The sequence below is a fragment of the Muriicola sp. Z0-33 genome (genome assembly GCF_026126425.1).
GTDB lineage: Bacteria > Bacteroidota > Bacteroidia > Flavobacteriales > Flavobacteriaceae > JAFMPW01.
The window spans coordinates 552,306-576,063 of record NZ_JAFMPW010000002.1; the positions used below are offsets into that span (position 1 = coordinate 552,306).

At 40.9% G+C, this 23,758-nt stretch carries 13 protein-coding genes; 5 read left to right on the forward strand and 8 right to left on the reverse strand.

Features of this window, described 5'->3' with window-relative positions:
• Window positions 1–5 precede the first annotated feature (5 nt).
• Genes J1G40_RS05275 through J1G40_RS05285 form a run of 3 tightly spaced genes read right to left on the reverse strand, consistent with a single transcriptional unit; the run spans window position 6 to window position 3,308 of the window.
• Entirely contained in the window at window positions 6–836 is an 831-nt protein-coding gene (locus tag J1G40_RS05275; protein WP_265241549.1) for a sugar phosphate isomerase/epimerase family protein, read from the reverse strand.
• A gap of 33 nt (window positions 837–869) precedes the next feature.
• Window positions 870–1,583, reverse strand: coding sequence for a gluconate 2-dehydrogenase subunit 3 family protein (locus J1G40_RS05280; protein ID WP_265241550.1), 714 nt, complete (start codon window positions 1,581–1,583; stop codon window positions 870–872).
• A gap of 3 nt (window positions 1,584–1,586) precedes the next feature.
• Window positions 1,587–3,308, reverse strand: a complete 1,722-nt coding sequence (locus J1G40_RS05285) for a GMC family oxidoreductase (RefSeq protein ID WP_265241551.1) — start codon at window positions 3,306–3,308, stop codon at window positions 1,587–1,589.
• Window positions 3,309–3,849: 541 nt separating this feature from the next.
• On the opposite strand from J1G40_RS05285, the gene J1G40_RS05290 reads away from it, so the two are divergent.
• From J1G40_RS05290 to J1G40_RS05300, 3 genes are all read left to right on the forward strand, one after another.
• On the forward strand, window positions 3,850–7,152 hold the full coding sequence (locus J1G40_RS05290) for a SusC/RagA family TonB-linked outer membrane protein (protein ID WP_265241552.1): 3,303 nt from the start codon (window positions 3,850–3,852) through the stop codon (window positions 7,150–7,152).
• Window positions 7,153–7,219: 67 nt separating this feature from the next.
• Window positions 7,220–8,971: a RagB/SusD family nutrient uptake outer membrane protein gene (locus tag J1G40_RS05295; protein WP_265241553.1), complete on the forward strand. Its 1,752-nt coding sequence runs from the start codon at window positions 7,220–7,222 to the stop codon at window positions 8,969–8,971.
• Window positions 8,972–9,078: 107 nt separating this feature from the next.
• Window positions 9,079–12,669 (forward strand): VCBS repeat-containing protein, encoded by a 3,591-nt coding sequence (locus J1G40_RS05300; protein WP_265241554.1) that lies wholly within the window; start codon window positions 9,079–9,081, stop codon window positions 12,667–12,669.
• Here J1G40_RS05300 and J1G40_RS05305 read toward each other — a convergent pair whose 3' ends face one another.
• The 3 genes from J1G40_RS05305 to J1G40_RS05315 form a co-directional block, all read right to left on the reverse strand.
• On the reverse strand, window positions 12,670–14,178 hold the full coding sequence (locus J1G40_RS05305; RefSeq protein ID WP_265241555.1) for a sulfatase: 1,509 nt from the start codon (window positions 14,176–14,178) through the stop codon (window positions 12,670–12,672).
• A 106-nt stretch (window positions 14,179–14,284) separates the two neighbouring features.
• A complete protein-coding gene (locus J1G40_RS05310; protein ID WP_265241556.1) occupies window positions 14,285–14,980 on the reverse strand; it encodes a prolyl oligopeptidase family serine peptidase in 696 nt (231 codons plus the stop codon).
• A gap of 79 nt (window positions 14,981–15,059) precedes the next feature.
• Window positions 15,060–16,775, reverse strand: a complete 1,716-nt coding sequence (locus J1G40_RS05315; protein WP_265241557.1) for a sulfatase — start codon at window positions 16,773–16,775, stop codon at window positions 15,060–15,062.
• Window positions 16,776–16,998: 223 nt separating this feature from the next.
• On the opposite strand from J1G40_RS05315, the gene J1G40_RS05320 reads away from it, so the two are divergent.
• A complete protein-coding gene (locus J1G40_RS05320) occupies window positions 16,999–18,321 on the forward strand; it encodes an ATP-dependent 6-phosphofructokinase (RefSeq protein WP_265241558.1) in 1,323 nt (440 codons plus the stop codon).
• A gap of 164 nt (window positions 18,322–18,485) precedes the next feature.
• Here J1G40_RS05320 and J1G40_RS05325 read toward each other — a convergent pair whose 3' ends face one another.
• Window positions 18,486–20,819 carry an ethanolamine ammonia-lyase gene (locus J1G40_RS05325; RefSeq protein WP_265241559.1) on the reverse strand — a complete coding sequence of 778 codons (2,334 nt, stop codon included), beginning with the start codon at window positions 20,817–20,819 and terminating at the stop codon, window positions 18,486–18,488.
• Window positions 20,820–21,018: 199 nt separating this feature from the next.
• On the opposite strand from J1G40_RS05325, the gene J1G40_RS05330 reads away from it, so the two are divergent.
• Window positions 21,019–22,014: a M28 family peptidase gene (locus tag J1G40_RS05330; protein WP_265241560.1), complete on the forward strand. Its 996-nt coding sequence runs from the start codon at window positions 21,019–21,021 to the stop codon at window positions 22,012–22,014.
• A 49-nt stretch (window positions 22,015–22,063) separates the two neighbouring features.
• On the opposite strand, the gene J1G40_RS05335 is transcribed toward J1G40_RS05330, so the two are convergent.
• Window positions 22,064–23,545, reverse strand: a complete 1,482-nt coding sequence (locus J1G40_RS05335) for a serine hydrolase domain-containing protein (protein WP_265241561.1) — start codon at window positions 23,543–23,545, stop codon at window positions 22,064–22,066.
• Window positions 23,546–23,758: the final 213 nt, after the last annotated feature.

Genomic DNA, 23,758 nt, shown 5'->3' on the forward strand with positions numbered 1-23,758 from the left:
CATTACTAGTTCAGGCTTTTGAGAAATTCAAGACTCTGGGGAACTTGTTCTACAACCCTGGAGCATTCATCCTCTATAAACATGTATTCTATTCCTAATTCTTTTGCCCTTTTTACCACTCCTGCAATATTTACCTGCCCGGTTCCCAGCACTACATTGGTCTCCACATCTTCGTGCCCGGTATCATTACCTTTTACCCCTTTCTCCATATCCTTAAGATGCAAGAGCACAAACTTCTCAGGGTACTTATTCAGTAACCCCAGGGGATCGGCGCCTCCATGATGTACCCAGTAAACATCCATTTCAAAAGCAAAATCTGTTGCCTTCTGTGCCATCAAATCAAATAGAGTTCCGTTATTATAGGGTCTGAATTCATAACCATGAGCATGATAAGCAAGGGTCATTCCGGCAGCTTTAATTTTTTTTCCGGCACTATTAAAAACTGCAATGGCTTTCTCGGTATCTTCAATTGTAAAATTATCTCCATCGTGGGGGATCCAGGCGCACATGACATATTTAGCACCAAATGCCTTTCCATTGGCAATAACTTTGTCTACATTTTTCTCCAGGTCACCAAAACCAGCGCCAACACTAACCACTTCTAATTTCCTGTCGGCGATTTCTTTTTTAAAATCCTCCATACTCATTCCGTAGGTACCTCCGCCCTCAAGCTTGGTAATGCCCCAAGATTCAATGATGTCTAAGGTGCCGGTAACATCTGTTTTAAATTGATTCCGAAGACTGTATAACTGCAATCCTACTTCCTGAGCATTTAATACTGTTGATGAAAATGCAAAAATGACCGACAAGGTCAGCAATGTCAATTTTAGTTTCATAATGTGTTTTTTTTTATTAAAAAGATGATACAATTATGTCAATAAATTGCCCTCATCATCCCACTCGGCGATTATGCCTCTTTTGCTTTGATCCACGCATTTGGCAATCCAATCTTCATCGTAAGCCAAGCCATGCTGATCTAAAACATCCTGGGGTACTCCGTCCCAAACATTAGGCATATTTCCTTTATATCCCAGATCTTCTATCCCAATTTTAGAAGTATAATACCCGCTAACGGTATGATTCCTCATCAACGCAAAAAACTGTATCTCAAGTGGCTGTTCACTCATTGGCGTTTCAGGGTCATAGAAAGCAATAGTGTCAAGAATTTGCTTTTGTTGATCCTCGGGCGTCACCTTAAACTCCGTGCCAAAATCTGTATTGCTCTTATGATCTAACCACATTAGTCCACCACGGAATGTGGTCTGCAAATGAGGCATGTCTTTAGCTATAAATTCTATAAACTCTGGTACTCCGGCTTCTACAATACCGCCTTTATCATCCGGTGGTAAAATGAGGTTGCACAATACGGTGATCGTTTCCATTTCGTGCTCATTAAAAAATTGTTCTGCTTCCAGTTCTGCGATAAGCTCTAATTCTTCGGGGGTTCTCCCGAAATAGTGCTCATCGGCACCGGCCGCGGCGGCACCTTCTGTAACTTCCGGTCCGGGTTTGCAGCCGTGAACGGCTAAACCACCAGCTACTGAACCAAGGATAATGGATTTTATACTATTTCTTCTGTCCATCTGCTATATATTTTGTTGTTTCAGTTGTTCTACTATGTATTCCGATGCTCTCCATGAAAGTGCAAGGATGGTCCAGGTACAATTCTTATCTGCCTGGGAGGTAAATGGCCCGGCATCGGTAATAAATACATTGTCGCAATCGTGCAATTGCTGATATTTATTGGTGACCGAAGTTTTAGGATTATCCCCCATTCTTGTAGTACCCACTTCGTGGATAATATTCCCCGGGTTATGAAGCCCGTAATCTTGTTCTTTGGTTGGGGTATCGCCCAATACTTCTCCCCCCATATTGTGAATAAGTTCTTCAAAGGTTTCCTGCATATGTTTCGCTTGCAAGCGTTCATAATCTGTCCATTTATAATGGAAACGAAGAACAGGGATACCAAATTCATCTACCACTGTCGGATCTATTTCGCAGTAATTGTCTTTCTGGGCAATAGATTCACCCCGACCACCAAAGCCGATGACAGATCCATAATATTTCTTCACGTCTTCTTTCAGTCCTGCGCCATAGCCACCTGTGGGCAGACCGAAAAATTTATTGAAATCATTGGGGTTAAACCCAAAACCGTAATTGGGCATTCCCATACCGCCCCAGACCTCAATATGGTATCCTCTTGGAAAATCCAGGTCCTTATTATCTAACCACCATGGGGTATATACATGCATGCCTCCAACACCATCTTCATTATAAGAAACTTTTCTGTTCATCAGATCCGGGATAAATCCGGCACGGCTGGCACCCGTAGAATCATGAAGGTATCTACCAACAACATCACTACTGTTACCCAACCCGTTTGGATGTTGAGGGCTTTTAGAGTTTAAAAGGATGCGCGCCGAGCTGCAGGCAGATGCTGCCAATATCACTACTTTGCCCTTTAGTTGGTATTCTTTTCTGTCTTCCTTATTAATATAAGAGACGCCAGTAGCTTTCCCTTCGTCATTGGTGGTTACTTCTCTAACCATCGAATTCACATATAGGTCTATCTGGCCGCCGTTTTTCTGTGCCGGAAAGATTAGGCAGGATCCGGCTGAGAAGTCTGCATATACCTGGCAAGACCTTCCGCACTGGCCGCAATAGAAACAAACCCCTCTATCCTCGTTAATCTTTTTGGTCAGCATAGATAATCTGCCCGGGATCACCGGCATTTTAGATTTTCTTGCTCCCTTTATATAATACAGTTCGTGTAGTCTTGGTTTTGGAGGTGGAAGGAAGAAGCCGTCAGGATCATTGGGCAAGCCTTCGTTAGTTCCAAAAACGCCAATTAATTTATCGAGCTTGTCGTAATAAGGCTTAACATCATCATAACTTATGGGCCAATTATCTCCCAGGCCATCAACATCTTTATGCTTAAAGTCTTTAGGTCCAAATCTCAGTGATATTCTTCCCCAGTGGTTGGTTCGCCCCCCCAGCATTTGCGACCGGTACCAATCGAACTTTGTACCATCTTTGTGGGTATAAGGCTGCCCATCTATTTCCCAACCACCATAGGCCATGTCCCATTCTCCAAATACCCTTGTGGTCCCGGCACCTCTCCTGGGGGATTCGTAAGGCCATTTTAATTGTGTTTGCTGTTTAGGGTCGGCAGGGTCAAAATACGGACCTGCCTCTACGACCGCCACTTTGAGTCCGGCATCTGCGAGGATTTTTGTAGACATCCCTCCGCCAGCTCCGGAGCCAACTATAATAGCATCATAGACGGTTGAAGATTCTTTTATTTGCATAGTATGAGTTTAGTTATGCTGTACAATTTATAAAATTGAATTAGAAAAAACTACAACTTTTAAATGTCATTAATTTTAGGAAGACTCTTAAGATACTATAAGGAGGTAAAATCTCACTTAATTGGCGTAATCTGCAACTAAATTACCAATCTATCACATTATTATTTACAAGATCAATAATTTATTGGGTATAATTTTATCATATTGCTATTTTGTCGTCGTATTTTTTTTTATTTCGTAAATTTTTTTCAAGCTGGGATTCCGTTGGGTATTTTTTAAGATATTAGCACCGCTAGAAAAGCACCTTATACTTTATAATAGAAGTTGCATAAGAATTAGTGCGTGCCTAGTAAAATAAGAATACCCGAGCCAAAATATTTAACAAAAAAACTATTTGAAATCTTAATTGATTCCATATTATTTTACTAATATTATCAAAAATTTATAGGTTTTTTTAACATTTGCACGCAAACGTTTGCGGGCTTTTTTAATTAACCCTATGAAACTCAATTACTTAAAACTAACTAAACAACAAATGATTATGATTCAAAAAAGTGATTCTCAATCGTTAAAACCTTGCTCGAGAAAGCAAATTGCCAGTCTCACCAAGGTTTTTTCTATGCTTCTTTGTCTTGTAGGTTCTTATGCGATGGCAGCAGGAACGACAAGTTGGGAGAAAATCAAAACAGTGGAGGCATTCCAGGCTACCATTACCGGTACAATTACAGATAATGGTGGAGTACCGCTTCCAGGAGCCAATGTTGTGGTAAAAGGAACCACAACTGGGGTAGCTGCAGATTTTGATGGAAATTATTCTATCAATGCCAATCCTGGTGATGTACTGGTATTCTCTTACACAGGGTACACGCCGACGGAAAGAACAGTTGGAGGAGAAAGTGTTATTAACGTAACCCTCCAGGAAGGTCTAGAACTAGACGAGGTGATTGTAACAGGGTATACCACGGAAACAAAACGTGAGACCACTGCCGCCGTTTCCATAGTGAAAGCTGAGGAACTGGCCGCGATCCCGTCTGGTAACGTAGAACAGCAATTACAAGGTAGGGTTGCCGGTGTTACCGTACTTACAAATGGTCAGCCAGGTACTACGAGTCAGATTCGTGTTCGTGGATTTGGAGCCTTTGGAGGTAATGCTCCTTTATATGTAGTGGATGGGGTTCCTGTAGGATCTACAGAATTCCTTAATCCTGATGATATTGCCACTACTACAGTATTGAAAGATGCTGCTGCAGCATCTATATATGGTGCAAGAGCTGCGAACGGGGTGGTTGTATATACTACCAAGCAGGGTGCACGTAGCAAGAAAACACAGATAAATATTAATGTATCTAGTGGTGTTACTGATCCAAACGTAGCTGGTTCTCCGGATATGTTGAATCCTCAGGACATGGCAGAGTATACACATATTGCTTACCGCAATAATGCGGCAGCCACTGGTACTACACCGCAGTATACGCATCCGCAGTATGGCTCAGATCCTACTCCAAGACTACCGGATTACCTTCATGCCAATGGAGCTAACGGGGTTGTAGGAAGTGTAGACTTAGCTGCTATACAAGCAGCATATGATGCCGATCCTGAAAATGTATTCCTGATCAGACCAAACCTTGCGGGAACCAACTGGTATAAAGCCATTACAAGAGTTGCTCCTTTAACCAGGGTGACAGTTGGTATCAATGGAGGTACAGATCGCGGAAGATTCTATTTCGGATTTAGTGGACAAGAGCAAGACGGTATCGTTATCTCTCAGTCCTTTACAAGATACTCTGCACGTTTCAACTCGGAATGGGATGTTGCCCCATGGTTGTCATTGGGTCAGAACTTCCAGGTGACGTATCGTTCAGTATTAGGACTTGCCGGTGGAGACGGTGGACTAGGAGTTGCTGACGACGAATCTGAAGTACTATCTGCTTATCGTATGCCTACCATTATTCCTGTATTTGATGAATTTGGCAGCTATGCAAGTACAAGAGCAGCTGGTTTTAACAACCCACGTAACCCGGTAAGACGTTTGGAGCGTAACCAGGGTGATGATACTTCTTATAGTATTGGTGGATTTGGAAATATATACCTATTACTTAAACCAATTGATGGTTTAACCTTGCGTACAAGTCTTGGTGGGGATTATGGTAACTTCCACTTTGTAAATTATAACTTTAGATATTTAGGTGATTCAGAGCCTGAAGCCAGTAACTCTTTCGCTGAAGGAAGTGGTTATAACTTCTCCTGGACATTTACTAATACAGCCACTTATGAAAAGCTTTTTGGAAAGCATAAATTAAAAGCATTTGCTGGTATAGAAGCATTGAATACTGGTGCCGGAAGACAGGTTTCTGGTAATGGTATCAATCCTTTCTCGACAGATTTGGATTTCCAGAATTTAAGTGTGGTTCAGAGTCCTAACGTAAACAGTTTCCAGTTTAAAGGGGTTAACTTCTATTCCTTATTTGGTAAACTGGATTATAACTGGGATGAAAAATACTACGTAACCGGGGTAATCAGAAGAGACGGTTCCTCCAGGTTTGGTGGAAATAACAGATATGGTACTTTCCCTGCGGTTTCAGGTGCATGGAGGGTTATTGCAGAGCCATTTATGCAAGACCAGGATATCATCTCCGATTTTAAAATCAGAGGTGGTTGGGGACAAATGGGTAACTCTAACAACGTTGATCCAAATAACCAGTTCTCTTTATTCGCATCTAACAGAGGAAATACTTTCTATCCTGTAGATGGTCAGAACAGTGGTGCTAACGAAGGGTTTGCCCAGAGTAGAATTGGTAACCCGGATGCAAAGTGGGAAACCAGTACAACAACCAATATCGGGTTTGATATCGGTTTATTTAACGATAAGTTAGAGATCATATTAGACTGGTGGGAAAAAGATACTGAAGATCTATTGTTCCAGGTACCTCTTGCTGGGGTAACAGGTAACTTTGCTTCTGCTCCATCTGTAAATATCGCCAGTATGAGTAACAAGGGTGTTGATTTCCAGATTGTAAACAGAGGAAACATAACAGAAGATTTATCTTATACCCTTACTTTAAACAACTCCTTCCTTTCCAATGAAATTACCTTCCTTGCAGATGGTATAGAATTCTTTGACGGAGGTTCTTATAGAGGTATCCGCCCAATTAGAAATGCAGTAGGGCAGTCTATCTCTACTTTCTTTGGATATAAAGTTGCCGGTTATTTTAACAGCCAGGCAGAGGTTGACAGTTCTCCTGCTCAGGATGGTGCCGGGATTGGACGTTTCAGATATGAGGATGTAAATGGTGATGGAGCAATTACTCCTGACGACAGAACATTCCTTGGTAGTGCTGTACCAGATTATACTGGTGGTGCTACAATCAACTTACGTTACAAGAATCTTGAATTTGAAACGTACTGGTATGCTTCTATTGGAAATGAGATTTGGAATCAGTCCAAATGGTTTACAGATTTCTTCGGAACTTTTGAAGGTTCTGCCAAAGGAGTTAGGGCCAAGAATTCATGGACACCGGAGTTAGGAAACAACGCTGGCGCTCCAATTTGGGAAAGTGCATCTAACCTAAGTACCAGTGCTGCAGAGAACTCTTGGTATGTAGAAGACGGATCTTTCTTAAGATTACAGCGTTTGGCATTTATCTACAATTTTGACACCGACATGGTTGAGAAATGGGGTATGAGCAAATTTAGCTTAGGGCTTTCCGCTAACAACATCTGGACAATCACTGATTACAGCGGTTTAGACCCTGTAGTTTCTGGTCCTGATACCAATTTTGGTATTGATGTGGGTAACTATCCTGTAACACCAAGTTATTTAATTAGCCTGGAGATAGGTCTTTAATATTTAACCGACTAAGATGATGTATAAATTTTTTATATCTTTAAAACAAAAATTAACTATGAAAACTATGAGTAGAGTAAAGAAACTTACCCTCTGTGTGATGGCACTATTAATGGTGACTGTCTCTTGTAGCGACGAATTTCTCGAAATTGCGCCTACAGGATCCCTAGCGGATGCACAGGTTGGAACCAAAGATGGTATTGAAGGTCTTTTAATTGGTACCTACGCTGCCTTGAATGGGGTGTTTGGCAACCGTTTTGAAGGTCCAAACCACTGGATCACCGGATCTATCCTTGGAGGTGAAGCCAACAAAGGAACAGATGCGGGAGATTATGGCTCCATTAATCCTGTACAAAGATTTGAGCATGATGCCACCCAGGGAGACCTTAACAACTTATGGAGAGGTAGATTTGAAGGGGTTAGCCGATCAAATGCTGTTTTGGCGGCAATCGCTAATGCAGATGATCTTACCGCAGGAGATGCTGCACGTTTAACAGGCGAGGCTAGAATGTTAAGGGGTCATTTCTATTTTGACCTTAAAAAGCATTTTAACAGCGTTCCCGTTTTTGACGAAACCGTTGCAGCTGCAGACATTATTACAATTCCTAACACTCCGGATGTATGGCCACAAATTGAGGCAGATTTTCAATTTGCATTTGACAACCTTCCGGCAGTTAACGGAGCAGGTAGGGTAAACAAATGGGCGGCAGGTGCATACCTGGCCAAGGCCTATTTATTCCAGGGGAAATTTGCACAGGCTAAAACTATGTTCGATGACGTAATTGCCAATGGTGTTACTTCAGACGGACAAGCCTACGCCCTACTCGATGATTATTCTGCTATTTATAATGCGGAAAACGACAACCATGCAGAATCTGTTATGGATGTGGAATCTGCTAACAATACAGGTAGTACTCAGAATGCCAACTATTTTGATGACTTAAACTATCCATACAATACGGGTCCTGATGGTCCTGGTAACTGCTGTGGATTCTTTCAGCCAAGTATAGAATTAGGTAACTCTTTCAGAACTGATGCTAATGGCCTTCCATTATTAGACGGTTCTTACAATGACGCAGCCAACGCTGTTGCCAATAACTTTAAGCATGTTGTTGTTGACGGAAATGATGAAGGTACTTTTGTTGAAGATGCCGGTAACTTAGATCCTCGTATAGATCATTCTATTGGAAGAATGGGTATCCAGTACCTGGATTGGATAGAGCACCCAGGATCTGCCTGGATCAGAAGTTTCCCATATGCCGGGCCTTATTCGCCTAAGAAGTATATCTATTACAAGTCTCAGGAAAACTCCTTTACAGATGGAAGTTCCTGGACGCGTGGATATGCTATTATGAACTACACCATTATTCGTTTTGCTGACGTTCTTTTAATGGCTGCTGAAGCTGAAATTGAAGCTGGTTCATTGGAACAGGCCAGAACTTACGTTAATATGGTAAGAGCAAGAGCCGGTTTGGCAGAGCATTGGGTTAAAAATGCCGATACTGATTTAGATGAAGCTAATTACGTGATTGGTGAATACCCAGCATCTGCTTTCGCAGATCAGGCTTCAGCACGAACTGCAGTCCGTTTCGAAAGAAAATTAGAATTATCTGGTGAAGGACATCGTTTCTTCGACCTGGTTCGTTGGGGAGTTGCTGCTGAAACTCTAAATGCTTATCTACAGTATGAAGGGCAGTTCTTAGTAACTAAGTTTGGTGGTGCCAGCTTTGCGGCAGGTAAAAATGAATACCAGCCAATACCACAACCTCAAATAGATATTCAAGGAGCTGATGTATTAACACAGAATCCCGGATACTAATATTTATCTGTTTATATTAAAAGGCCGCAATATTGCGGCCTTTTTTATTTGCCAAATTGCCGAGGTTCTTGCATTTTTGTACGTTGCTTTATAATACCGTTTAAAAAATGAAAATTAGATATGCCGTTGCCGTTGCAGTACTGCTAATGATCTCTTTAGCAGGATGTAATAATGAAAAAGACAAGAAACAGTTATTTCATAAAATTCTAAGCCAGGATTCTGGCCTGGATTTTAATAATAGGCTAACTGAAAACGACTCTATTAATATACTAGACAATGAGTTTGTCTATAATGGTGCTGGAGTTGCCCTGGGAGACGTTAATGGAGACGGGCTAGACGATATCTTCTTTGCCGGTAACCAGGTGGACAATAAATTATTCCTGAATCTCGGAAAATTAAAATTTAAAGATGTTTCCGAATCCTCGAACATTGGTAAACCAGATTCCCTATTATGGTCTTCAGGGGTATCTATGCTAGATATTAACCTGGATGGTTTATTAGATATCTATATATGTAATACCTTCTATAAGGATAGTACAAAAAGAAAAAATCTGCTCTATGTAAATCTTGGGAACAAGGAAGATAAAATTCCGGAATTTAAGGAAATGGCCGAAGATTACGGGATTGCAGATAATACTTATTCTTCCCATGCCCAGTTTTTTGATTACGATAATGATGGTGATTTAGACCTGTTTATTGGTGTAAACAGAATTGAAGGTATTAATCCCAATCAGTTTAGCCCATTAACAGACGATGGCACTTCCCTTTCCAAAGACAGATTATATGAAAATACCTGGAAAGAGGGTGAGCCTCATCCGGTCTTTACAGATATAACTACTCAGGCAGGCATACGCTACCACGGGTATAGTCATAGTACATTAATACACGATTTTAACGAAGATGGGTGGCCGGATATCTATGTAGCAAACGATTTTTTAAGTAATGATCTGATCTATATAAATAATCAGGACGGTACTTTTAGTAACCGAGCTAATGATGTCTTTAAACATTTTAGCCTTTCTTCAATGGGAAGCGATATTACCGATATCAACAATGATGGTACAATGGACCTATTTACCACTGAAATGCAGCCCTACTACAACAAGCGAAAAAAATTATTCCAGGGTCCCAGTAGTTACCAAAAAGAAATTTTTACCAGAAAGTACAAATACAACTACCAGTATACCCGTAATACCCTTCAGCTGAATTTAGGGACCAATCCGGAAACAAACCTGCCGATTTTTAGCGAAACGGGTATGTTCGCAGGCATTCAGGAAACAGATTGGAGCTGGGCACCGCTATTTGCGGATTACGATAATGATGGTTGGAAAGACCTCTTGATTACCAATGGTTTTCCTAAAGATGTCACCGACAGAGATTTCGGCGATTTCAGGGTAACGGCGAGTAGGTTGGTCAGCAAGGAAAAACTCATAGCAGCCATCCCCGAGATTAAGATTCCAAATTTTATGTTTCGAAATAATGGTGACCTCACATTTGAGGATGCCACGGAAGAATGGGGCCTCAACTTTGGCACCTACTCCAACGGGGCCGCCTATGGCGACCTGGATAAAGACGGGGATTTAGATCTGGTGATCAACAACATTAATGATCCTGCCCTACTGATGGAGAACAGGGCCTCGGAACTTTCGCCTGAAGCTAATTTTCTTCGTATTAAATTGTATGGATCAGCGCAGAATCCGGATGCATTTGGCAGTGAAGTAACTATTATTTCTGATAGCGTTAAAATAAAACAATCGCTCCTATCGGGAAGAGGATATCTTTCCAAACCGGAAAATGTATTGCATTTTGGTCTTGGAAAACTAGACAAGGCAGATGCCATTCTGGTTACATGGCCCGGAGGTAAAACACAGCGAATAGACCAGGTTACACTCAACCAGGTACTGGAAATAAAATATGACCCCGCAAAGCTTAAAGATTTAAATGCCAATGACCTGGCAGCCAACGCACTTATGCAGGAGGTTGCTCAGCTATATGGCCTTGAACATCAAAGCAGGGATATAGATTTTATAGATTTTAACTTCCAAAGAACGCTGCCCCATAAATTTTCCCAGTACGGCCCGGCAGTCTCTGTAGGTGACGTTAATAATGACGGATTGGATGATATGTTTGTAGCAGCCAGTAGAAATTTTAAAGAAAAGTGGTTCCTGCAGCAAACAGACGGATCCTTTGTCCAAAAAGAAGTAGCCTACAAACAACATGAGGAACTGGAAGAAGAAGATGCAGGGACACTGCTTTTTGATGTAGATAATGATGGGGATCTGGATCTTTATATTGCCAGGGGTTGCGCTCAGTACCCTACAGGGCATGAATACTACCGCGATCTTCTTATGATAAATGACGGCAGTGGTAATTTTGAAGAAAACACAGAAGCGCTTCCCGGTTTTAAAAACAACTCATCCGCTGTAAAAGCGGCAGATTATGACAGAGATGGCGATCTGGATCTCTTTTTAGGTAGTAGGGTCCTCCCCTTTTCCTATCCCAATTCTGACAGGTCGTATATTTTAAGGAATGAGAGCAAGGATGGTACGGTTAAGTTTGTTGATGCAACTAATGAAGTTTCAGAGGATTTAAGTAGCCCGGGAATGATAAGTGATGCCATCTGGACCGATTTCAACAATGACTTTTGGCCAGACCTAATCCTCGCCGGAGAATGGATGCCACTGCGCTTTTTCGAAAACAATAATGGAAAACTCAACGAAATTACAGCATCTACAGGAATACAGGATAAATCCGGATGGTGGAACAGCCTGATGGCTGCAGATATTGATAACGACGGAGATGTGGATTATGTAGCCGGGAATTTTGGCCAGAACATTTATTTTCAGGGAAGTGCTGAAAAGCCGGTTAGGTTATATGCTAAGGATCTGGATAATAACGGGATGACAGACCCCCTGATTTCCTATTATCTCAGAGACAGTACAGGCGTAGAATACGAATACCTCTATCATCCCTGGCAGGATGTGGTAAAGCAATATGCAGAAATAAGGAAAAGATTTAATTCTTTTGGAGAATTTGGCGCCTCCACCCTACCCGAAATGTTTACAGACGGACTTCTTGATGACGCAGCGGTGTATGAATTCAACTATATGAAAACCTCCTGGGTTGAAAACCTCGGAAACGGGAAATTTAAAATGCATGCCCTACCTGTTGAAGCTCAACTTGCCCCTGTTTATGGTACTCTGGCAACAGATCTGGATAATGATGGCTTTACAGATCTTCTCCTTGTTGGTAATGACTACGGGATGGAAGTTCAACAAGGAAGAGCAGATGCTTTTAGTGGACTGGTTTTAAAAAATACCGGAAATAAGAGCTTCAGCCCTGAAACTCTGGAGCATTCACATTTCTTTGTCCCTGGTGATGCCAAGGCCCTGGTTGCCCTAGACAGAAAGGATAAAAACCCCTTATATATAGCAAGCCAGAATAATGATTCCTTGCGTGTTTTTGAAACTATTAAAGCTATAAAACAAGAAGTGATACGTCTTAGAAACAATGAGGTAAAGGCCCAAATGGTGTTTAAAGACGGGGGTATGTCCTTGCAAGAATTCTATTGGGGAGACAGCTTCCAATCACAATCTAGCAGAACAATTTCTGCCGGAGAAAGGATTAAAGAAATCAGATTCTTCGATAATTCAGGTAAAGAAACGCGTACGGTTAGTATTCCCCAGGCAGGATCTTAGTTAATGTTCATTTTTGTGTTTATAGTCTCCGAAACGATATTTTACGGTACGCTTTAATGGAATTTGCATGCCATTAGTTTCCTCTAACCAATCATAGATAGCAGTACTCATTTCCTTAGCTATATCCTGTTTATCCGGGTCTGCAATAAGGTTATACATCTCATCGGGATCATTTTTTAAATCGTATAATTCATTTCTGTCCCAAATGCCCTGATATTTCATGTATTTATACTGATCTGTGCGCATACCAAATACTGTAGGGGTCATTGGAAAGTCATATTCCCAATAGTATTCATAAAATATTTCCTTACGAGAGGGTGCGCTGGTGTCTCCGGTAAGTATTGGAATAAAGGAGACTCCTGGCATATTCTCTGGTTGTTTTACCCCGGCTTCTGCCAATACTGTTGGCCCAATATCAATATTCTGAACCATTTGCTCCGGGCGTATTCCTCCCTCAAATAATTCAGGACATCTCACCAGTAAGGGTACTTTTACGGATTCCTCGTAAAAATGCCTCTTATCAATAAGTCCGTGCTCTCCCCAGCTAAATCCGTTATCCCCCATATAGATGACCAGCGTAGATTCATCCAATCCTTCTTTTTCTAAATAGTCCATCACCGTACCCACACTTTCATCCACTCCCAGAAGTGTCTCGCAATAATCTACTACCATGGCGTGAAAATCCTTATTATCATGGTACATATAGTCTACCCCATGCCAGCTAATTCTTTGATCTGCCACCCATTGCGGCCATTTTAAATCTCTGTATTTCCCGGTCTTAGTCTGATCATAGGTAGCTGGTAATGCTATTTTATTTCCCTTGTAACGCCCCTTATGACGACGCGCGGGTTGAAAGCCTGCATGTACCGCCTTATGTGACAAATACATAAAAAAGGGCTTTTCTTTATCCCGTTTATCAAGCCAATCTACGGCATGCTCTGTCAGCAGATCTGTAATGTAGGTAGAGTCTTTATAAGCCACTCTCTTCCCGTTGATATTTAAAGTAGGGTTGTAATATACTCCCTGCCCGGGAAAACTTTCCCAGTGGGTAAACCCGGGTTGAGGTTCATCTCCATGACTCCCCATATGCCATTTACCAAAGAACCCCGTCTGATACCCTGCTTTTTCCAAGTGTTGGGGAAAGTATGTCAGGTTTCCGGGATCCGGTGCCTGGTTATCAACTATGGTATGTGCGTGTGAAAACTGCCCTGTTAAAATAGAAGCCCTGCTGGGAGAACAAAGCGATGTAGTCACAAAAGCATTGGGTAAATAAGCCCCTTCAGCGGCCAATTTATCCATATTGGGGGTTTCTAACCAGGGAACTTTTCCGGTAAAACCCATATAATCAAAACGGTGATCATCTGTAAGGATAAAAATAACATTCCTTTGTTTCTTCTTTTTTACAGTAGCCATTCCCGGTGCTGTGTCAGGATTGGGTGCAAAATCATTGCTGCTTGCTATAAACGCAAAACTGCACAAAAAGAGGAAGACAATTTTTAAGTATTTCATATGACTTTGAAGTTAATTGAATGTACGGCCCGGGCCTTGAAAATAAACAAAAAATTAGAGTTTTTTACGCATTTTTCAATGACTCCCCTGGTATTTACTATTGTTCTTATTTTTTTTTCTCCTGTAGCATCAACCAATCATACAACTCCTGGGTGGTATATGCCTGTACCCATGAATTATGACCCACACCCTCATAGGTGGTCAATTTCACTGGATAGCCCATAGATTTAAGCTTTTTTACCATTTCTTCTGATTCTGAATAGGGCACAGATTGGTCCTCAGTGCCATGAAATACCCATATGGGCAATTCCTTATTTATCCAGGAAGCGTAGGGTAAAGGGGTCATCCCACAGACTACGGCCAAAGCTGCAAATTTATCCGGATACTGTACAACAAGTTCCCAGGCAGCGCCTCCTCCCCTGCTTAAGCCGGTTAAATACACCCGGTTTGTATCTACCCGGTTATTGGAAATAACGGTATCTAATAATTGCATTACCGCCCTGGTATTCCACCATTTCTTCTTATGCGGATTTTGAGGTGCCAGGATAAGAAATGGGAACTGCTTCCCTTCTGCAATAAGCTTAGGCGGACCGTTAGATTTTAATGTAGCCAGGCTATCTCCAGACTCTCCTCCCCCATGTAAGAATAGCAATAAGGGAAATTTTTCATTTGCCCTCTCTTCATAATCCTCGGGGAAATAGAGGTAGTATCTTAAATTTTCAATGGTGACGGTCTCCTCAACATCTTCAATCAAAACAGACTTGCTTTGGGCGGCACAACTACCCAGTAGTAAACAACTCATAAAAAAAAATAGATATTTACCCATCTCAGCATCCTTTCAAGGCAATTAAGATACTATAATTAACCGTTCGCTGTCAACCTTAGCCGCCCATTTTAAATGAATGATTTTCGGAATAACGACTAAGTCGTTTTTGTGCATCCCAAATTCGTACCTTCCAATAGTATATCTTACCGGCCAGGAGGTCCCCTTTGTGAACAATTTCGTTATATTCTGGGGAATCTACACGGCCACTATCCCAAACATCACCGATATTGGTATTGATATTTTCTTCTGTGGAAGCCACCAGGATCTGAAAGGAAGTCTGAGAAGTTGAATGTCTGGAGGCCTTCCAGCTATATGCAGCCCTCTTCTCATCAGAGTTATTCTTAATAAACTGCACGGATAGTTCCACAGGTCCTTCCGAAAAATTATCACTATGGTCTATTATCATAGCATCTAAACGACTTCTGAATTGTTGTAGTTTGCCTGCAAATTTGGGATCCCCAGCCAGATTTCGGGATTCACTTGGGTCAGTTTTCAGATGATATAGTTCCTCTAATGACTTGTCATTTATATACCTGAAATATTTCCAGTCTTTTGTTCGCAATCCCTCACTCGGTGGTATGTCGTTAAATTCCCAAAGGTGTTCAATCAGCACCGTATCTCGTTTAAATTCATAAGCAGGCTTATAGACTACAGGCATTAAACTTTTCCCTTGCCAGCTCTCTGGGGGGGATACCCCCGCAATATCCAGTATGGTAACAGGTATGTCGACATTCAATGTCAGGGCATCACTTTTTTTAGCGGTTCTATTCCTAGGATCATATATGATCAATGGTACCCTGATAGAATTATCATATAAAAGCCACTTCCCCGCCAGTTGGCGTTCCCCAAGAAAATAGCCATTATCTCCCATAATGATGATCACAGTATTCTTATCCAGGCCTTTATTCTTTAAGGTTGTCCTTATTTTTCCTATTTCCCTGTCTATCCCGGATATCATGCGATAATATCCCTTTAAGCTATGCTGGTACTTCTGGGGGGTATCATACCGCCAGGTCCAGCGTAACCTGTTAAAACCGTTACGTACAATCTCAGGTAGCGCATTAAAGTGCTTAGCTTCCCCTGATGCCGGCGGGGGTATGGTTGCCCCCTGGAGAAATTTATCCGATTCCTCCTGCCAGAAATATTGTTTTTCCGCACTATCATGGGCATGAGGAGCACTAAAACTAAGAGAAAGGCAAAACGGTGTATTGGGATTTGCTTTACTAATAAAATCGATAGCCTTTTGCCCGGTATACCTGGTAAGATGTACGGTATCCTGCCCGAGGGTTTTGTAATAGTATCCCCTTCTATCTTTAAAATTACCGTTTCTATCATAAGATTCGTACTCATGAAATTGACTTTGAAGATCAGTGTACCTGACTCCGTATTTACCATAAAAACCAGTGTAATACCCATTATTTTTTAGAATTTCCGGATAGGAATTCCTCATATAAAGTGCTCTTATCTTTTCATTGCCAAAATCGTATCTATGTGTGCGTTCATAAACCCCTGTCAGAATACTTGCCCTGCTCGCTGCGCAAATAGGCGTCGTTACCATAGCATGGCTAAAATAAGTTCCTGCCTGGGCCAACTGGTCCATTTCCGGAGTACGGGCATATTTGTTACCCGCAAATCCTAAAGCGTCAAACCTCTGATCGTCTGTAAGTATAAAAATGATGTTTGGGCGATTTTCCGAATTCCGGATATTCACCAATTGATAAGCCAGGCCTACTTCAGGAAAGCACAGGAACCATACTAATATCAGAGACAATGGCGATAATTTCATTCAGTGTAGCAAAGCGTTTATTGGCTTAACATTAAATTTAGCGAAAAGATTGGGAATTACGATTTACCTGGTTTAGAATACTTTTCAAAAGGAGACCTTTCGGTGGAATTTACCTTGTCTTAATGGGGCCCTATTCGTTTTAGAAAGCTTAATTTTATAATTCAATTAATTTATATTTTTAGCTTAATCAACCATATCTTCAATTTCTATGAACAAGGAAAAAGACTTTGATATTCAATCACTTGGAACCGCTTCTATCCCATCCCCCATTAAGTTGAGTACGATCACAGGAGATAAAATCCATAATTTTGTCAAAGAAGACTACAGAATTCTACACGATGTAAGTCTGGCTGGTTTCAATAAATGTCTGGATAACAAAGAAACTCCTGCCTGCCTTGAAAAGGCGGGGCCCAGGGAAAATATCTACTTCGATCCAAAAAACACCACTGCTGCTATTGTGACATGTGGCGGACTTTGCCCCGGCATCAATAATGTTATCCGGAGTCTGGTGATGGCGCTACATTATTTTTATGGGATAAAAAGAATTATAGGGATTCCTTATGGTTATGAAGGTCTCGGCCTGGAAAATGGGCATCAATTAAAGGAGCTCACCCCTGATAGTGTTAAAGACATACATGAATTTGGAGGCACAATATTGGGTTCATCCCGGGGAGCTCAATCTGTTCCGAAAATGGTTGATACCCTCCAGGAAAATAGCATCGACATATTATTTACCATAGGAGGTGATGGCACATTAAAGGGCGCAAATGCGATTGGAGAAGAAATTGAAAAGCGGGGATTGGACATCTCTGTAGTAGGCATTCCTAAGACCATAGACAATGACATAGAGCTGATAGATAAATCGTTTGGCTTCGAGACCGCTTTTGACGTTGCCAGTCGCATTATCAAAGATGCACATAACGAAGCTACCGGGGCCTATAATGGCATGGCCATTGTTAAATTGATGGGCAGAGATAGTGGCTTTATTGCTGCTTCTACCGCCATTGCAGTCCCGGTCGTTAATTTTGTATTGGTACCTGAAATGGATTTTACGCTCGGAGGTGAAAATGGTTTTTTGGAGGCTCTAGAAAAACGCCTGAAGTCAAAGCATCATGCAGTAATTGTAGTAGCAGAAGGCGCAGGGCAGCATTTGTTCGGAAGTGATAGCGAGCAGGTAAAGGATGCATCCGGCAATGTGCTGCATAAAGATATAGGGCTCTTGTTAAAGCAAAAGATTAAAGAATATTTTGATGCTAAAGACATCGAAACAACTATAAAATATATAGACCCAAGTTATATCATCAGAAGTGCCCCTGCCAATGCTAACGACAGTACTTTCTGTACACGGCTGGCTTATCAGGCCGTTCATGGCGCTATGGCTGGTAAAACCAAATTTGTAGTAGGCAGGGTAAACAATCATTTTGTTTATATCCCCATATCTAAAGTAGTCACAAAAAGGAAAAAGATAGATCTGGAGGCCGACTTCTGGTTTGCTGTATTGGAAAGTACCGGACAACCTATTAAAATGTAACTATTTACCCAACTACCGAACTGAGAGGTTAATCATTTTATAATGCAACAAATGCGTTGAAAAACTGCTTTCTTAAGTATTTGAAACAGTAAATCTTACTTGATTAAATTAAATTGGGCCCATTCCGGTTTAAAATTCTAAGAGAAATATTTTGTCATTAATTTTCAGGACCGGATAACTTCACCGGCACTAATTAGGAAAAGTTCACCAAGGATTTTTGATGTATCCAATATGGCTTGCTGAGGGGTAAGGGCTGTGTCCGAAATTCCGGAAACCACCCTAGAAATATTATGATCTACCGCGCCTTTTAAATTCCATGTAGATGTTTGAGCTACAGTTAGATATGCCGAAAAATTGTGATGCCCGGATCCCGGCCTTTCCCCAATGATATGCACTATTGCATGACTTTTTGATCCTCCTGAATCCTGGCCAAACAGTACTTCTCCACAGGCATAGCCAGCCCTTACGCGCCCGTTCTTTATTACAATATGTTTGTTGCTCAATGAAAAGTTGTGGCCTTTAAGTGTTTTTATGAGTCCCTCCAAGAAAGGAAAGATATGCCCTTCATCCATTAAAGCCCTTGCATTTAATCCGTCAGAAATTATTATTTGAATATCTGGCGCGTTTCCATTCCATGAATTTCTTATCGATTTTAGGTTTCCAATATCCTTTGGACTTAATACTTCTCCAGATTCGGGATGATAAACGTAGTCTTTCCTGTTTTCAGATTGTGTGGTAATAGGAACAGCAGCCGGAATGCTTTGAACAAATGAATCATTAATTTCTGTCCATAAACTCACCTTGGCATCCTGGTATAAATAATGTACTTGCTGGTCCAGTTCCGGCTTAAGGTCCCAATAATGCTCTCCATATCCTTGTGCAATAGGCACGCCCCTTTTCTCAACACGAACAAGGGCTTGTCTTCCTTCTTCGTATATATTTTCGAGAGTTCTGGGATCATTCTTAGCCTTTTTGAATTTGTAATACACCCAGAGGGGATCACCAAAATGTTGGGTGGGATTACCTTTCTCATCAATTACCTCGAGTTTTTTAAAGAATTCCCACATGGCATCATTTACTTTGTACCCAAATTGCTCCCTTACCTTAATATGGTTATTAAATGCCGTGGTTAGGTAACTAAGCATAGGATCATTTTTTGTAGGTAAAGCCATCAAATAGGCCGGATTTGCTGGCATTACCTGCTCTATACACCAATCCAGGTCTTCTAAATTAACATCCATATGCAGAGTAGAACAGATGTCTAAACCAATAGTTAATCCGTGAAGCTTACCCATAACGGTGTCTTCCAGACAACACCTTACCAACTGCTCTTTAGTTCTGAATACTTCGGGGCCAATAAAGCCCGCAACATCATTTACATGCACCCAGGAGTTGTTCTTCCCTTTAAGTGCATTAATCTCTTGTTTTAGGACCCTGAGAAAGCCATATTTTCTGGATTCGTGCATAAGCATGTCGAAGCCTTCTGCGTGGCCGTTGGTTAAATCTGCACCTTGACCCGTTTCTGCATAAAATCCGTACTGCCCATCTCTTTGGGCAGCGTACTTGAGCATTTTTTCAATAGTCAGATCAAAGGTGTGGTTGGCTTTAACCGTACCGGCAATACTTTGAAACCAGATCCCGGTAGATCCGGGATTTTCTTTTTCTACCTCAGCCTGTATGTCTACATGTGAGAGAACACAATTGGGAATTGTTTCTTCTAAATTAAAACTTGTAATAATATCAAAAAGGGCGTTTTCAATTTTAGCAACGGAAGCTGGCTCACTGGATACGGGGTTGGTCCCTAAGACGACATCCCCTACCGCGTAAGACCAGGCATTAAAAACTTGCCAGGAAATGTCTTCTATATTATCGGTTGGAGAGTTGGGTTGTACTCTGGCACCCATATAACCTTTGCTGCCTATTTTGCTGTTTGGCAATGGATTAAATACTTTTTGCCCTATTTGGATAAGTTCCTCATTGGTCATTAGTTTAACCAGGCAGGCAATGGTATCACTGCTAAGGCCGGGCATAAGTTCTTTTATCTTTTCCTCTGGTTGTGATAGGGTAAACTCTTTTAGCTCCTGTAATGTCCATTGTTCTAAATCCTGATTTGGAACAACCGATTGCCTAATTAATTCCTGGAGCTCGTCCTTGAAAACGACATATTTGTTGAGGCTTTCTATACGTGTATTCGCCAGCAATTCTCTGGCGTGGGTTCTGGAGTTATTATCAACAGCTGCAATATTTAAGGTTTTGTCCCCTTCTTTAAATTCATTAGCGGCCCCTAATATTTGTTTGTAGAGGGTAGCATCAAACTTTCCATTCACCCTGTTGATATATCCCAATATATCTTCTCCGGTCTTTGGTTTTTTGATAATTGTCCCCGCCAAATCAGAATTAATGACCTCTTCTCTTGAACCGAAAAGATTACATCCATTTAGTACTAAAACAGAAGCTCCTGTTAAGCCCGCTTGTTTTAAAAAGTCTGTTCTGGTCATTTTTAATTAGAATTTTTAATTTTTATTTATTTGACCATCAGGTACTTGACTCTGTTCTTAATACCATCGCGTCATATATTAAATATACTGGATTTAATTATGCTAAACAGGCATATGTAAATATTTTAATGATTTCGAATAGAATTTATACACTTCTTTACAAGATTTTGTAACGATCTTAAATTATCACAGTCCTTATATGAAACTAAAGCAAGGATTTATGACATTACTTACCACAAAACTTAAATGGAATATCCTGGTACTGCTCTTCCCAATGTACCTAATAGCTCAAACGAATGAAATTGTCAAAAAACATACAGAGTTTCTGGCCTCTGATAAACTGGAAGGGCGGGGAACTGGCAGTAAAGGCATCCGCCTTGCCGCGAATTATATTGAAAAGCAGTTTAAGGCAATTGGCCTTGAGTCTGCAGAACCAGGGTCTTACCTTCAGGAATTTCCATTCCCGGGGCAGGACGAACCGGAAACTAATGTGGTAGGCTTTGTAAAAGCCGCTTCCCCCACCAAAAAATCTATAGTGTTTACTGCACATTATGATGCCTATGGCATAAAAAAAGTAGAAGGAGAGACCGACTCAATTTATAACGGGGCCCAGGACAACGCCCTGGGAGTGGGAGCTTTAATAGCGATTGCCAGTATTTACGCTAGTGAAAAAGCACCTCAACACAACCTTGTTTTTATAGCCACGGCGGGGGAAGAATTTGGACTTTACGGAAGCAAATTTTATATCGAAAACCCTCTGTTCCCAAGCGATGAAATAATCATATGTTTAAATATTGATGGGTTTAATATTTCAGGACCACGAGAAGATTACTTTATTTTCCCAAGGCAGGGCATAAATTTTGTAGATAAAATTGAAACTATCCTTAAACCATTGGGCTGGTACTATATAAGTCCGGACTGGGTAGATAGTTTAAACACCAATTTTGATACGGCTTCCTTTTTACAGCAAGGTATCCCGGCGCTGACTTTGTGGACGGGTAATAGATTAAAGGGCGGTAAAACTGCAGAGCCTATAGCCTTTGGCGGCATACATAGTCCTGCTGATGAAATAACTGATTTGTGGAATTGGGAAGGCGTTGAAGAGCATATTTTACTTTACAGGACCATCGCCGACTATTTTCTTGCCAAGCCAGATGGAATTAAGGTTACCGAACCGAAATTGTTTGTAAAGTAGTAAGCACAAATTCAGAATTGCATTTTTATTAAATGTAAGTGGGAGGCGTTTATTTTTTACTAAACGCCTTTACTTTTTCATTGGTATTATTTCTTAGCAGGAAAATATCCAGTGAATCTTCAAGTTCATTATTTACGAATCTCATTTTCGAAGGCGATCCATCAATTATAAAAATATTATCTCCGATATAGGTAAGTTCGTTTGTACCATTACCAATAAATCCTTTTATGTACAATTTTTTATCCCTAACAACTAATTCTATTTCTTCCCCAAAGAGGATATGAGTGTATTTACCCGTGATCAGTTGAATTAATTCACTTGTTAAAGGCTTTTGAAGTGATTTGTCTATTGGTTTATACCATTGATGCGTTTTTATAATACTGTTTCTTAACTGATCTAATACTGGGATTCTATTAGTATTGGAGCCATTTCCCAATAAGGCTATTCCGTTACCTCCTTCCATTGTCCCGTATATATGACCGCCAATACCGGTATTGGCTCCGCCATGAGAAAACCAATCATAATTGCCAAAGCCATATCTTCTTTCCCAGCCTAAACTCCAACCCCCCAAGACTTTGGAAGTAACAATAGCGGTCACTCTTTTTGCTACTTTGTTAGATATAACTGTATTGTTTTTATTTCTTAGGGCATTTTGCATTTCAATGACAAAAGTTGCCATATCTGAGGGGGTAGACCACAATCCTGAAGCCGCTATTTGCGGGGTGATTGGCAAACCGTTTCCAACTATTTGGCCATTTTCATCATGGGCTTTAGCTACATTAGCAAGAAACCCAGGTTCATTAGGCTGCTTCATAGTGGTATTTCTTAAGCCAAGAGGTTTAAACAGGTATTTATCTGCCAAATCAGCCAAAGGTATTCCCAAGCTGTCTTCTACAGCCATTTGAGCAATCACATACCCCCCGCCACTATAGCTCCAATGAGTACCCGGTTTCCATTTTATCTCAATTTCCGAGTCATATCCAGGGATTTGGCCTTTTAAGCTTTGTACAATTGTAGGTATAGTATCCCCTTCATAAAAATCTGTGAATCCATGCTGTGAAGTTCCTGCGGTATGACTTAGTAAATGTTCGAAGGTGATTTCAGTGTCCTTTAAAAATTCGCTTTCAGGCAATGTCCAGCGTTTGAGATAGTTAGAAACCGGGTCTTTTAAGCTAATGAGCCCTTGCTCTTCTAGGATGGCAAACAAGGTAGCCGTTACTGGTTTGGCTATAGAGGCAGTTGAATAAGCAGTACTATCATCAATCAGCTCCTTAGACACTACATCTTTAATGCCCCATGCTGCGGTCCAAACTACCTGATAATTTTCAATAACAGCCACGCTTAGGCCATTCAGACCATTTAAATTCATAGCATCTTCCACTGCATAAACCGTGCTGTCATTTTTTGCCAGGTTATTAATGGCAACTTCTTTTTTGGAATTGGTTTTGTTGCTGGTATTTTCAGTACATCCCAGAATAAATGAATGGCAAATAATAAAAACCATTAAACCCTTATAATTTAATCTTTGCATTTTACGCTGTTTCTTATAATTAATAATTCACTAATAATTACAAAGACGGTGCCGGGTATAGAATGTTGCAAATAATGATGAGAATTATCGTCCTGAGTGTTGTTAATAGCAACTAATACAGAGCTACTTCGTTTTGTATTGCTATACAATTCTGAAAGCCTGCGGCTTTATAAAGGATTAACTACGTTGATCCTGATTGCAATCCCCTTTGCA